The 13,532-nt window shown below is 67.5% G+C and carries 8 protein-coding genes, 1 tRNA gene and 1 pseudogene; 1 reads left to right on the forward strand and 9 read right to left on the reverse strand.

What is annotated here, in order from left to right; all coding sequences use genetic code 11:
- Positions 1–5: 5 nt before the first annotated feature.
- The 9 genes and pseudogenes from PGN16_RS17335 to PGN16_RS17375 all read right to left on the reverse strand — a co-directional run bounded on the left by PGN16_RS17335 (position 6) and on the right by PGN16_RS17375 (position 11,498).
- On the reverse strand, positions 6–1,097 hold the full coding sequence (locus PGN16_RS17335; RefSeq protein WP_335310618.1) for an arabinan endo-1,5-alpha-L-arabinosidase: 1,092 nt from the start codon (positions 1,095–1,097) through the stop codon (positions 6–8).
- Positions 1,098–1,157: 60 nt separating this feature from the next.
- A pseudogene (locus tag PGN16_RS17340) lies at positions 1,158–4,034 on the reverse strand (TonB-dependent receptor).
- 327 nt (positions 4,035–4,361) lie between these two features.
- Positions 4,362–5,141: a DUF1206 domain-containing protein gene (locus tag PGN16_RS17345; RefSeq protein ID WP_335310619.1), complete on the reverse strand. Its 780-nt coding sequence runs from the start codon at positions 5,139–5,141 to the stop codon at positions 4,362–4,364.
- Between the two features lie 319 nt (positions 5,142–5,460).
- Positions 5,461–5,536, reverse strand: a tRNA-Lys gene (locus PGN16_RS17350).
- Positions 5,537–5,636: 100 nt separating this feature from the next.
- Complete coding sequence (rodA, locus tag PGN16_RS17355; RefSeq protein ID WP_335310620.1) at positions 5,637–6,749, reverse strand: rod shape-determining protein RodA; 1,113 nt, start codon at positions 6,747–6,749, stop codon at positions 5,637–5,639.
- A 102-nt stretch (positions 6,750–6,851) separates the two neighbouring features.
- The gene (gene mrdA / locus PGN16_RS17360) at positions 6,852–8,852 is read right to left on the reverse strand and encodes a penicillin-binding protein 2 (protein ID WP_443019679.1); all 2,001 of its coding nucleotides are present in this window, start codon (positions 8,850–8,852) and stop codon (positions 6,852–6,854) included.
- A 20-nt stretch (positions 8,853–8,872) separates the two neighbouring features.
- On the reverse strand, positions 8,873–9,382 hold the full coding sequence (locus tag PGN16_RS17365; protein WP_335310621.1) for a rod shape-determining protein MreD: 510 nt from the start codon (positions 9,380–9,382) through the stop codon (positions 8,873–8,875).
- Positions 9,379–10,281 carry a rod shape-determining protein MreC gene (gene mreC / locus PGN16_RS17370; RefSeq protein WP_335310622.1) on the reverse strand — a complete coding sequence of 301 codons (903 nt, stop codon included), beginning with the start codon at positions 10,279–10,281 and terminating at the stop codon, positions 9,379–9,381. Before mreC ends, PGN16_RS17365 begins: the two co-directional genes overlap by 4 nt.
- A 176-nt stretch (positions 10,282–10,457) precedes the next feature.
- On the reverse strand, positions 10,458–11,498 hold the full coding sequence (locus PGN16_RS17375) for a rod shape-determining protein (RefSeq protein WP_335310623.1): 1,041 nt from the start codon (positions 11,496–11,498) through the stop codon (positions 10,458–10,460).
- A 140-nt stretch (positions 11,499–11,638) separates the two neighbouring features.
- On the opposite strand from PGN16_RS17375, the gene mutL reads away from it, so the two are divergent.
- On the forward strand, positions 11,639–13,513 hold the full coding sequence (gene mutL, locus PGN16_RS17380) for a DNA mismatch repair endonuclease MutL (protein ID WP_335310624.1): 1,875 nt from the start codon (positions 11,639–11,641) through the stop codon (positions 13,511–13,513).
- Positions 13,514–13,532 lie beyond the last annotated feature (19 nt).

Consider the following 13,532-nt stretch of genomic DNA (forward strand, 5'->3'; position numbering starts at 1 on the left):
AGCGGTCACTGCACGCCCGGCCAGCCGTCCGCGCTCCACGTCAGCGGCTGGATCTGGAGCGTCGGGAAGCCGTTCTTCTGACGGTCATAGGCGTGATAGACGATATAGTCGCCGTCCGCCTGTTGCAGCACCGCGACGTGACCGCGGCCGACGAAGCGGCTGCCATCGTTCTGCCCGTTGCCGAGCACCGGCGTGCCGCCGCCCTGGAGCATCGGCTTGCCGTCGCGATCGACATAGGGGCCGTCGGGGGCCGACGAACGGCCGACGACGGTGTTGTAGGTGCTGTTCGCGCCCGCGCAGCAGGTGTCGAACGAGACGAACAGATAATAGAAATTGCCGTGGCGGACGATGTACGGCGCCTCGATCGCGCCGGGGAAGGGGCGCTGTGCCAGCGCGCGCGGCGCGGCGTCTCCGGTCAGGCGAAGGCCGGTGGCGGGATCGAGCCGGATCAGCTTGATCCCGGTCCAGAAGCTGCCGAACGCCAACCACGCGCGGCCGTCGGCGTCGGTGAACGCCATCGGGTCGATCGCGTTATAGTCGTCGCTGGTCTGCGACTGGACGACCGGGCCGCGGTCGACCCAATTGGCCGCCGGCTTCGTCGGATCGATGACCGTCGCGGTGGCGAGGCCGATCGCCGACTGGTTCTTCCCGAAGGTCGAGATCGAATAATAGAGCCGGTATTCATTGCCGACCTTCGAAATGTCGGGCGCCCACATGCCGGTCGCGCCGGGAACGGCGGTCGCGGTCCACGCCGGCAGCGCGGTGTAGCTGCCGCCGCGCAGCGTCCAGTCGCGCAGGTCGGTTGAGGTGCGCAGCGCCAGCAGCCCCTCCGCATCGCCGGCATTGCCGGTGGTGAACAGGTAATAGGTGTTGCCGTCCTTGAGGATCGCCGGATCGTGCGCGGGCGCGACATTGCCGGTGAGCGCGAGCGTGGCGCTGGCGGTCGGCGTCGGGCTGGGCGTGGGCGTCGGTGAAGGCGTGGGCGAGGGGGCGGGGGTCGGCGTCGCGGACGGGGCGGTGCTGGCGGACGGCGCGCCGTCGCTGCCGCCGCAACCGGAGGCGAGCAGGAGCAACGCGAGCGTGGGGAAGCGCTTCACGGCAAATTCCTTTGCGAAAGAAGAAAGGGGGCGGACCGGCCGGTCCGCCCCCTGAGGAGGTCAGTTGAAGCTGTAGCGGACACCGACCGCGAAGGTGCGCGGGATCAGCACCGTGCCGAGATTGTAGCGATCCTTGTCGCCGACATTGTCGAAGCGGTAATATTCCTGCTGCTTGGTGCGCGTCAGGTTGACCGCATCGAAGGTGAGGCCGAGCCGGTCGGTCAGGCGCGCGGTGAGCTGGAGATCGAGGCTCGCCTCCGCACGACGCCACACGCCGAGCGGGTTGGCGAACAGCCGCGCCTCGTAGCGTGCCTGCCACGCGTTGCGGTAGACATAGGACAGCCGCGCGCCGACCGGACCGTTATCATAGGCCAGGGTGGCGTTGTACGAGAGGTCCGACACCCCGAAGAAGCCCGAGCGCTGCTCGCCGACCTGCTGCCCCGAATTGTTGTAGATCGGCACGTTCTGGTCGGAGTCGAGCACCGTCAGGCTGCCCTGGAAGCCGAGGCCGTTGAGTACCGACGGGAGATAGGTCGGGAAATAGGTGAGCCCGACCTCAATCCCCTTCAGCACGCCGTTCGAGGCGTTGGCCGGGCGGCTGATGACGAAATTGTTCGTCGCGCCGGCCACGATGCCGTTGTTGGGGATGAATTCGAGCTGGCTGACCGGCACGACCAATCCGTCGATCGCGCGGCGGAAGCCGGTGACGGTGATCGCGCTGTTGCGCTCGAAATACCATTCCAGCGCGACGTCGTAGTTCTTCGACGTGGTCGGCTTGAGGCTCGCGGTGCCGGCTCTGCCACTGCCATAGCCAACATTGGTCAAATCACCTGTCAGCGTGAAATTCGGGTTGATGTCCGTGAAGTCAGGGCGGCGCAGTGTCTCGCCGTAGTTGAAGCGTGCGCGTATCGTAGGAGTAATCTCGTAACGAGCGGTGAAGCTGGGTAGAAAACGGGCAGAACCCGGCGAAGCGCGTGAGATCGCACCGTTGTTGAAGCGATCGCGGAAGGTCGCGTCGGTATCGACCGTGACCGAGCGGAAGCCGCCCTGCAGGTTGAGCGGACGTCCGAAGATTGTGATCTGCGCATCTGCCTGCAAATAGGCGGCGAGCGTCGTCTCGTTAACGTCGAAGACTTTGGTCAATGAGAGCTGGTCTGAAGTCTTCAGTCCGTAGAGGCTGCGGATCGCATCGGCATTGGCGTAATTGTAATAGCCGTTAGCAGACACCCAGCTGGTCGGCACATCGGCCCGTCCCTCAAAGAAATCTGAGTTCGTGAAGGTTGCGCCTTCTGGCAAGCTTGACAGCGGACGGTTGAGCGCAGCGGCGTCAGCTGTCCGGGTTTCGGAGGAGGCTCTGCGGTTGTCAAAGCGAAAGCCAGCCTTGATCTGGCGCAGAAAGCCGGTGTCTCAACGATAAAAGCCGTCAAGGGTCCCGGTGATTGCGCTCCCCTTATTACGATCTTGATTGTCATACAATTGCGCGACGTTCCAGACGCTCGGATCGGCGAGCAACGCATCATTGTCGAAATGGTATGAGGGAATGCCGCCCCCGGCGTTGAAGTCGGTCGTGATCTGGTTCGCCACGCGATCGGTCCGCATCGCGAAAAAGGCGGTCTTGTAGGTGCTGGTCTGGTAGGCGACGTCGGCGACGATCCCGCCATGTTCGCCGACGTCCCACTTTCCGTTCAGCGCATAGACGAAGCTGTCGGTCTGGCTGCGAGTATAATCGGCGCTGTTGAAGCCGTAGACGCTGTTAGCGACGCGCGATTTGACGATGTTGGTGCCGTCGTAGATCTCGGGCGCGACCGGGTTGGCCCAATAGTCCACGAAGCTGAACTGGAGGCTGTTGAAGGTCTCGCCGCGGAAGCCGGCGTAATAGGCCTCGGCGGTGTACACCGAACTGCTGTTCGGCGCCCATTGCAGCGCGACGTTGACCGACGGCCGTTCCCGCTTGCCGTACAGGTCCGAGCTGAACACCGCGTCGCGCGACAGGTAATAGGGCGCGTCGACACCGTTGACGACCATCGTCGAGCCGACCGCGGTCGGCAGACCGGTCTCGTTACCGACCGTCCAGTTGCCGAGCGCGGGCGTGTTGATGAATTGGCCGGTCAGTGGATCGCGAGGCGCGGGGAAGATGCGTTGGGAGCCTGTCAGGCCCGTCCCCGTGGGCGGATTGAGCGTCGCGAACGGCACGAATGCGCCGGCAGTGGTCGCCATCGTGCGGAACTTGGAGCGCGTGTAGCTGCCGTTGACCAGCACGCCGATGTCGCCGATCCCGGTTTCCCAGCGATCGCTGATCAGCAACGCGCCGTTCGGGTTGAACTTGTCGGCTTCCTGGTCATAGATGCCGCGCGCCAGCGCCGAGATCGCGAAGCCGTCGAAGTCGAACGGGCGGCGCGTCACGACGTCGACCTGACCGGCGAGCCCGGTTTCGATCTGGTCGGCGGCGCGCGTCTTGAAGATGTCGACGCGCTTGATGAGGTTGGCCGAGATGTCCTGCAACGAGAAGGACTGGCCGGCGGCGGTGAAGATGTTGCGGCCGTTGAGCGTAGTCAGCGCGTCGGGGAGGCCGCGGATCTGGATGCCGGCGGCTTCGCCCTGGCCGCGGTCGGTGACCTGCACGCCGGTGACGCGCTGCAACGCCTCGACGACGTTGTTGTCGGGCAATTTGCCGACATCCTCGGCGACCACCGAGTCGACGATCTGCGTCGATTCGCGGCGGCGGTTGAGCGCGCCGACGATCGAGGCGCGGACGCCGGTGACGACGATGTCATCGGGTGCCTGCTCCTGCGCGGCCGGCGGCTGATTGCCGTCGATCGCCTGCGCGGTGCCGGGTGAAGCGACGGCGGCGCCCGCCTCGCTCTGCGCGGCGGCGGGCGCGGCGGCGAGCAGCGATGCGGCCGAAACCGATGCCAGGAAAAGCAGCTTGGGTGCCATGGTGATCCTCCCCATTTTTTCGTCACAGCGTTGTCGAGATGGCCGATCTGTCGTCGGCCATTACTCCTACATTCGCGTAGCACGCTGAACCGAATTGGCAAGCAACTTCGTAGCAGAAGGGTCCGCAAATGGTTGAGATGAAACGATGGTGAAGGGAAAGGGTGCTGATTGACGCTACGTCATCCGCATCCAAATGACGCCAGGAAAGGCCCGCCAATGCTCCGATCAAAGCGCCGAGGGCGATGTCGACGGCACGCTTTTCAACGCCGAGGATTGCGGCGCGGCTCGCGCGGTTTCTCGACTCAGCGCGGGGAGCGGCCGACGGGGCTACGCGAACCGGCGCGTCACGGCGTTGATCGGGACGTCGTGCAGGCGGCGGAAGCGCGCCTCGACGAGGCTGAACAGGCCGAACCCCAGAAGGCCCGCGCCGACGATCAGATCGAACGGAGGATCCAGCCATGCCAATACGCGGGCCATGCCGCCGGTGGCGCTCGCCTGTTCTTCGATGCCCGCCTCGAGGAGCAGCCAGCCGGTGATGAGGAACACGATGCCGCGTGCGGCATAGCCCGCGCGACCGCTCCACCGCACCCATGGCCGCTGGCCCATCCGCGGATCGAGATAGCGAAGGAACGAGCCTTTGGCGGCCTTGACGAGCTGCACGACGCCGAGCGCGAACAGCACCGCCGCGCCGACCATGACGAGTGCCCGGCCACCCGGCAGTTGCAGGGCCATTTGCGTGCCCTCTCGCGTGCTGTCGCCGGATAGCGCCGCGCCGCGCATCAGTTTCACGGCCTGCCACGCCAGCGCGAGGTGAACGACGCCGCTGACACCCGCGCCGACGCGTTCTACCCATCCTTTCCGGTCCGAGCCGTGCCGCTCGATGTCCAATGCCGCGTCCGCCAGTCGCCAGATGCCATAGGCCAGCAGACCGATGGTCAGGACCGCCAGCAGGAACTGGCCGCCGCCCTGACCGAGAAACTCCAGCGCACCGGCGGGATCCTCCGCGCGCCCGGTCCGCAGGATCAGCACGGCAATGACGAGGTAAAGGAGGCCACGCGTGGCGAACCCCCACCGCGTCAGCAATGTCAGGCGGGCATTGGCGTTCATGCGTGTATCTCCGATCGGTACAGAAACCCGATGTCCGCGCGGTCGTTCCAACGGCGCAATGAGCAGGGATGGGCGCTGGAGGGGGAGCTGGGCTCAGCGATGGTCGCGCTGACGGACGGCGAGAACCAGCCCGGCCGTGACGAATGCCTTGGTGAGCAAACCGTACCGCACCGAACGCTCCTGATGTCGTGAGCGGGCAGGGTAGGCGGTGGCGTTGGGCTGTTCGCGTGGAGAGCGAGGGCGTGCGGTGCAGCGTGGCGTTCGCCGAGGCCTTAATGCACAACGGCCCCGCGATCGCTCGCGAGGCCGTTGGAGAAACTGGTGGACGCACTTGGGCTCGAACCAAGGACCCGCTGATTAAGAGTCAGCTGCTCTACCAACTGAGCTATGCGTCCAGTGACCGTGGGAGAAGCGTTTCCGAAGAACCGCCCCGCGATCGGGAAGCGCGCCTCTAACAGCGCTTTTCGGATTCGCAAACCCCTTTTTTGACTTTTCTCACCAGCGCGTGGACTGGCGCGCCGAAATCGAGCGGTCGATGCCCATCAGGATGCCGAGCGAGATCAGCACCGTCATCTGCGCCGATCCGCCAAAACTGACCAAAGGCAAAGGGATACCGACCACCGGCGCCAGACCCATCACCATCATCAGGTTGATCGCCATGTAGAAGAAGATCGTCGTCGCCAGTCCCGCCGCCGCGAGCTTGGCGAAGCGGTCCTCGGCGCGCACGCCGACATTCACCCCCCAGCGAATCACCAGCAGGAACGCGATGATGAGGAAGGCACCGCCCGCCAGCCCCCATTCTTCCGCCATCGTCGCGAAGACGAAGTCGGTGTGGCCCTCGGGCAGATAGTCGAGGTGGCTTTGGGTGCCTTGCAGGAAGCCCTTGCCGAACAGCCCGCCCGAGCCGATCGCGATCTTCGACTGGCTGATGTGATAGCCGGTGCCGAGCGGGTCGCTTTCCGGGTCCATGAAGATCAGGATCCGATGGCGCTGATATTCGTGCAGGACGTAGTTGAAGGCGAGCGGGATCGCCACCGCCGCCGCCATGGCGCCGCCGACGAACAGCCGTAGCGGGACGCCCGCCAGAAACATCAAGGTCGCGCCGCCGGCGCAGATCATCAATCCGGTGCCCAGATCGGGCTGCGCCATGACGATCAACGCAGGCATCCCGATCAGCATCGCGGCCGGCCACACCGCCTGGAAGCGGCGCGTCTCGGCAGCGGGCAGCATGTCGTAGAAGCGCGCGAGCGCCAGCACGATCGCCAGTTTCATCATTTCCGACGGCTGGATGCGGATCGGGCCGAACCCCAGCCAACGCTGGCTACCGCCGCGCACCGCGCCCAGCAGCTCGACCAGGATCAGCAGGATCAGGAAGGTGCCGTAGATGTAGAAGGCGGACTTCTTCCACCAGTCGAGCGGCACGCGCGACAGCGCCACCGCGCCGATCATGAACACCGCAAAACGCAGCCCCTGCGGGATCACCCACGGGCGCAGGCTGCCACCGGCAGCCGAATAGAGGACGATCAGCCCGAACCCGCCGATCGCGGTGACGAGCAGCAGGATACGCCATGGCAGAACCGCGAGCGGCGCGGGGACGAAGCCGCTCATCGCGGCGCCTCCGGGGCGGAGTCCAGCGGTGCCGCGCGACGCTCGCCTTCGGTTTCCGGCTCGGGGGAGCCGGTGCGGGCGGGTCCGCCGCTGGTGGCGATGTCACGCGCGGTCGCCTCTGCGCTGGCGTTCGATGCGTCGGTCGCCGCCTCCACCGCGGGCGAGTTCGACGCGGGCACGTCGTCGTCGTCGACCACCGGCGGGGCGGGGGGCGTGCGCGGCGCGATAGGCGGCGCGCTGCACGGCCATGCGCGTCGCGATGTCGCCGCCCCAGGTCGGCTCGACCTCGGCAAGGCTCTTCATCGCGCGGTCGCGGTCGAAAAGGTAGGTCATGATGTCGCGGCCGATCATCGGCGTGTCGAGGTTCCGGACGGTATGGCCGTTGTGCTCGAGCACCACCGCCGCGGCATAGCGCGGATTGTCATAGGGCGCGAAGCAGACGAACAAGGCGTGGTCGCGCAGCTTGAACGGCAATTGCCCGTTCTTGAGCACGCCCGAGCGCCGCTCCGCCATCGTGATCCGGCGCACCTGCGCGGTGCCGGTCTTGGCGGCGATCGCGATGCCGGGCACCAGCATCCGCGCCGCGCCGCCGGTGCCGCCATGGTTGACGACTCCGTCCATCGCCTCGCGGATGATGCGGAAATGCTCGGGATCGATCGGCAGCATCTCGGCCTGCGGCTTGAACGGATCGCGGATCAGCGTGGGTACCAGCTTGCGCCCCGACGCGAGCCGGCTGGCCATCACCGCGAGCTGGAGCGGGTTGGACAGTACATAGCCTTGCCCGATCGAGGCGTTGAGCGAATCGGCGACCTTCCAATCGGTCTTGTACTTGCGCTGCTTCCACGCGCTGTCGGGGACCGTGCCGTAGCGTTGCGTGGCGAACGGCAGGTCGAACTTCTGCCCCAGCCCCAGCTCGCGCGCGACCGGCGCGATTTTGTCATACCCGACGCGGCGCACCATCTCGTAGAAATAGATGTCGCAGCTCTGCATGATCGCGTTCTTGAGATCGAGCGGGCCGTGGCCGCCGCGCTTGTGGCAGTGGAACACGCCATTGCCGACGCGCATCGCGCCCGAGCAGAACACGCGCTCGTTCGCGCCGACCCCGGCGGCGAGCAGCGCCAGGCCGTTCATCGGCTTGACGGTCGAGCCCGGCGGATAGAGCCCCTGCGTCACCTTGTTCATCAGCGGGACGTGGTCGTCCTCGCTGAGCATCTTCCACTCCATCTGGCTGATGCCTTCGGAGAAGGTGTTCGGGTCGTAGGCCGGCATCGACACCATCGCGAGCATCTCGCCATTGGTGCAGTCGAACACCACCGCCGAGCCCGAGTTGGTGCCGAGCCGCCGCGCGGCATATTCCTGAAGCCCGGCGTCGATCGTCAGCCTTAGCGTGCGGCCGGGGACGTCGGGGCGGGTGGCGAGTTCCTTGACCAGCTTGCCGCGCGCGGTGACCTCGACGCGCTTCGCGCCCGCGGTGCCGCGCAGCAGCGGCTCCATGGTCTTTTCCAGCCCGTCCTTGCCGAGTTTGAAGCCGGGCGTGACATAGAGCGGGTCGCGCGTCTTCTTATATTGTTCGGCGGTCGCCGCGCCGACATAGCCGATCAGATGCGCGACCGCCGGGCCGGCCGGATAATGGCGTGCGAAGCCGCGGGTCGGGGCGACGCCGGGCAGCTCGGGCTGGCGCACCTGCACCGCGGCAAAGCGTTCCCAATCGATGTTCTCGGCGATCTCGACCGGGCGGAAGCCGGGGGCGTGCTCAAGCTCGGCATTGATCTGCGCCAGATCCTCGTCAGTGAGGCCGAGCAACCCGCGCAGATGCGCGAGCACGCGATCCTTGTCCTCCAGCCGGTCGGGGATCACGTCGACGCGGAAGTCGGTGCGATTGCTCGCGATCGGCTGGTTGTGGCGGTCGACGATCCAGCCGCGGCGCGGCGGGATCATCGTCATGCTGACGCGGTTGCTCTCGGCGAGCAGATTGTAATGCTCGTTCTGCGCGATCGCGAGATAGCCCATCCGGCCGATCAGCAGCGCGCCGAGCCCGGCCTGCCCGGCGCCGAGCAGCCATGCGCGGCGCGAGAAGCTGTAGCTCTGCGCCGCCTCGGTCATGATCCTGGGCGCGCGCGGCCTCACAGCGCGCGCCGCAGGTCGATCCACGCGACCAGTCGCGCGGCGGCGGGGAAGAGCAACACCGAAATCATCATCTGGATCAATAGCACGCTGTCGACATGGGCATCGAGCGGCGTCGCCGCCAGTCGGCCGCCGAGCAGCACGAACGCGATCGCCAGCGCGGCGATCGCCCAGCTTTGCTTGAAATCGCGGACGCCCGAACGTGCGTCGATCGCGTCCACGAGAAAATATGCGAGCGTCCACAGCAGCATCGCGCTGCCCAGCGGCTGACCCGACAGCAGATCGTCGAACAGGCCGAGCAAGGCGGGCGCCCAGACGCGCAGCGACAATGGCGCGAGCAATCGCCACGACAGCATGAGCAGCAACCCGACCGGCGGCAGCAGCGGCAGCGTCGCCCCCCATGGCAGGATGGTGACCAGCGAGCCGACCATCACCGTCGCCCACGGCAACAGCCGCGCACGTCGACGGCCGAGCGGTTCCTCGAAGGGCGGGCGGACAGGGGGCGTCACGGATCGGGCGTAGGCGTCGTGGTCGGCGTGGAGGCGGGTGTCGGCGTCGGTGGCGGGGGCGGCATGAATGCACGATGGACGATCGCGACGTCCAGCGTGTCGGGACGCGCGAACGGCCGGGCCGGCGCGCTGTCGGTGCCGTCGCGCAGCACGCGCGCCACGGGCACGCCCGGAACGAACATGCCGCCGGTGCCGGAGGTGACGAAGATGTCGCCGGGGCGGAACTTGCCGTCGGCGGTGTCGATGGTGCGAATGTCGATCAGCCCGTCGCCGCGCCCCGCCGCCAGCGCGGGCCTGCCGTCACGCGAGCGACGCACCGGCACCACGCTCTCGGCATCGGTGATCAGTAGCACGCGGGCGGTGTTGGGGCCGGTGTAGAGGACGCGGCCGATCAGCCCCTCCGGTCCCTGAACCGGTTGCCCTTCGGCGACACCCTGCCACGTCCCGGCGTTCAACAGGCCGTAGCGGCGCGTGCTCGACGCGCTGGTGCTGACGATCCTTGCGGTGGCGACCACTTGCGGGTTCTGATCGCGCAAGGCGAGCAACGCGCGGAGCCGGACGTTCTCCAGCCGCGCCTGACGCCCGACCAGCAACGCGCCACGCGCCCGCGCCAAACGCGCCCGCAGCTCGGCATTCTCGTCATGGACGCGCCACCATGTCCCGATCTCGCGCGGCACCGTGCCCACGGCACCGACGACCCCTGCGGCGGCGGTGGAGACGGGCGCGGTCACTTCGGCGAGCGCGGCGCGCGCCATCGCGAAGGCGGCCGGGTTGAAGGTCGACAGCGCAAGCAGCACCGCCCCCACCACCGCCCCGGCGATGCCGAGGATGTAGGTGACGAACAGCCCGTATTGCGCGCGCCGCGAAAAGCCGGGGCGCCGATCCCGCGACGGCGCCATTGCCGTCACCTCCCGCCTTCAGATTATGTGGTGACCTGCCATTATACGTCCTTCCGTTCGCCGTGAGGAAAGGCCGAGCTTGTCGAAGCCTAGTCTCGAAGGGGCCGCGCGGCGCGGTGCTTCGAGACGGTGTTTCGGCAGGCTCAACACCTCCTCAGCACGAACGGGTCTATCGGTTACCCGTTCTGCAACACCGCACGGAACAGCGGGTCCTCCAGCGCGCGACCGGTGCCGACCGCGACGCAGATCAGCGGTTCGTCCGCCACCGTCACCGGCAGCCCGGTTTCGTCGCGCAGCACCTCGTCCAGCCCGTGGAGCAGCGCGCCGCCGCCGGTCAGCACGATCCCCTGATCGACGATATCCGCCGCCAGTTCGGGTGCCGTATTCTCCAGCGCGATGCGCACGCCGTCGACGATCGCCGCGACCGGTTCGCTGACCGCTTCGGCGATCTGTGCCTGCGTGATCTGGATTTCCTTGGGCACGCCGTTCACCAGATCGCGTCCCTTGATGAAGACGGTCTTGCCGATGCCATCGGCGGGCGGCTTGGCGCAGCCCAGTTCCTGCTTGATCCGCTCGGCGGTCGCCTCGCCGATCAACAGATTGTGGTTGCGGCGCACGTAACTGACGATCGCCTCGTCCATCTTGTCGCCGCCGACGCGCACCGAGGTGGTGTAGGCGAGGCCGCGCAGCGACAGGACCGCGACCTCGGTGGTGCCGCCGCCGATGTCGACGACCATCGAGCCGACCGGCTCCGTCACCGGCATGTCCGCGCCGATCGCCGCCGCCATCGGTTCCTCGATCAGATAGACCGCGCTGGCGCCGGCATTCTGCGCGGCGTCGCGGATCGCGCGGCGCTCCACCTTGGTCGAGCCCGAGGGGACGCAGATCACTATCTCCGGCCAGCGCATGAAGCGCCGGCGTCCATGCACCTTCTCGATGAAATATTTGATCATCTGCTCGGCGACGTCGATGTCGGCGATCACGCCGTCGCGTAAGGGGCGAATCGCCTCGATCGAGCCGGGCGTCTTGCCCATCATCAGCTTGGCGTCCTCACCGACCGCCTTCACGCGCTTGACGCCGTTGATCGTCTCGACCGCCACCACCGACGGCTCGTTGAGCACGATGCCGCGGCCGCGCACATAGACGACCGTGTTCGCGGTTCCGAGATCGATCGCCATGTCGTGCGAGGTCATCTTGAACAGGCGCGAGAATATCATTGACGTTGTCGTCCGTGTCGTTGTCGCCGGATGGAGGGCGCCGGCAGTGATCGTCCAAGTCCGCGCATCCCGCAGGAATCATGCTGGCGATGGTATCTGCGGGGTCGCGGGATGCCGCGGCTTGGGCTACGTGCTGCGCTGTGTCAATACGCCGTCTCCCCTCGCATCTGGTCAACCGTATCGCCGCCGGTGAAGTGGTGGAAAGACCGGCCAGCGCGTTAAAGGAGCTGGTCGAGAACGCGATCGATTCCGGCGCGACGCGGATCGCGGTCGTGCTGTCGGCCGGCGGGATCGAGCGGATCGAGGTGGCCGACGACGGCTGCGGCATGGTGCCCGACGAGATCGCGCTGGCGCTGGAGCGCCATGCCACCTCCAAGCTGCCCGACGAGGATATCGACCGGGTGGCGACGCTGGGCTTTCGCGGCGAGGCGCTGCCCTCGATCGCGTCGGTCGCGCGGCTGACGATCGAGAGCCGCCCGCGCGGGAGCGAGGGATGGGCGCGGACGGTCGACAATGGCGTGCTGGAGCGCGACGGGCCCGCCGCCTTGCCGCCGGGCACGCGCGTCGTCGCCGAGGCGTTGTTCGCGCAGGTGCCGGCGCGGCGCAAGTTCCTGCGCTCGACGCGGTCCGAATATGCCGCGTGCCTCGACGTCGTGCGACGGCTGGCGATGGCGCGACCCGACATCGCCTTCTCGCTGGAGCATGACGGTCGCCGCGCGCTGTCGGTCGCGGCGGCGGAGAGTCGGCCGGCGCGGGTCGCCGCGCTGACCGATCGCGCGCTGGCCGACAATTCGGTGGCGATCGACCTGGAGCGCGATGGCCATGTACTGGGCGGGGTGGCGGGGCTGCCGACCTTCCACCGCGGGGTGGCCGACCATCAATATCTATTCGTCAACGGGCGTCCGGTGCGCGACCGGCTGCTGATCGGCGCGATCCGCGGCGCCTATGCCGAGATGATGCCGCGCGACCGCCATGCCGTGGTGGCGCTGTTCCTCGACGTGCCGCCGAGCGAGGTCGACGTGAACGTCCATCCCGCCAAGACCGAGGTGCGGTTCCGCGACCCGGCGCTGGTGCGCGGGATGATCGTCTCCGGCCTGCGCCGCGCGCTCGACGCGGCGGGGCACCGGGTGGCGCATTCGGCCCCGACCGACATCATGGCGATGTGGCAGCAAGAGAATAGTCCCCGCCTCTCCGGGGAGCCTCGGGTCGAACATGCCCCCGGCATGTTCTCGACGTCGCGGGGCGATGTTGACCCTAGGCTGGGTGGGGGAGGGGCCGGTGTTTCACCGAGCGATGCGCTTGGGGCGGCCCCTCACCCAACCCTCTCCCCGCAGGGGAGAGGGCTATCGTTTCAAGACCAGCGTCCCACGTTTTTCGCCGCGCCGCCGGCCGCACGGTCCGTCCCGGATTGGACGCCGCCCCCGGCGACGAACGACTACCCGCTCGGCGTCGCGCGCGGGCAGGTGGCCAGGACCTATATCGTCGCCGAGGCGGAGGATGGGCTGGTGCTGGTCGACCAGCACGCCGCCCACGAACGGCTGGTGCTGGAACGGATGCGCGCGGCGCTGGCCGGCGGGCGCGTCGCGTCGCAGGCGTTGCTGATCCCCGAGGTGGTCGAGCTGGACGAACCAGCGTGCGATCGGCTGGAGGCGCGCGCCGCCGAGCTGGCCGATTTCGGGCTCGAGCTGGAGCGGTTCGGCGCCCGCGCGATGCTGGTGCGCGCTACGCCCGCGCTGTTGGGCAGCGGCGACCCGAAGGGGCTGGTCACCGATCTCGCCGACGAACTGGCCGCCTATGACGAGGCGCTTAGCCTGCGCGAGCGGCTCGACGCGATCGCGGGGACGATGGCATGCCACGGCTCGGTCCGTGCGGGTCGGGTGCTGTCCCCGGCCGAGATGAACGCGTTGCTGCGCGAAATGGAGGTCACGCCGCATTCCGGGCAGTGCAACCACGGGCGGCCGACCTGGGTAAAGCTCGACCTCAAGAGCGTGGCGAAGCTGTTCGGGCGGACTTAGCGGTCCGCCGCTGCCGGCC

It is taken from the genome of Sphingomonas phyllosphaerae, assembly GCF_036946485.1.
GTDB lineage: Bacteria > Pseudomonadota > Alphaproteobacteria > Sphingomonadales > Sphingomonadaceae > Sphingomonas > Sphingomonas phyllosphaerae_E.

Bases quoted from the DNA above. Each gene is read 5' to 3' on its own strand.
- PGN16_RS17345 (WP_335310619.1), bottom strand. From the start codon at position 5,141: ATGAACGCCAATGCCCGCCTGACATTGCTGACGCGGTGGGGGTTCGCC.
- rodA (WP_335310620.1), bottom strand. From the start codon at position 6,749: ATGAGCGGCTTCGTCCCCGCGCCGCTCGCGGTTCTGCCATGGCGTATC.
- mrdA (WP_443019679.1), bottom strand. From the start codon at position 8,852: ATGACCGAGGCGGCGCAGAGCTACAGCTTCTCGCGCCGCGCATGGCTG.
- mreC (WP_335310622.1), bottom strand. From the start codon at position 10,281: ATGGCGCCGTCGCGGGATCGGCGCCCCGGCTTTTCGCGGCGCGCGCAA.
- PGN16_RS17375 (WP_335310623.1), bottom strand. From the start codon at position 11,498: ATGATATTCTCGCGCCTGTTCAAGATGACCTCGCACGACATGGCGATC.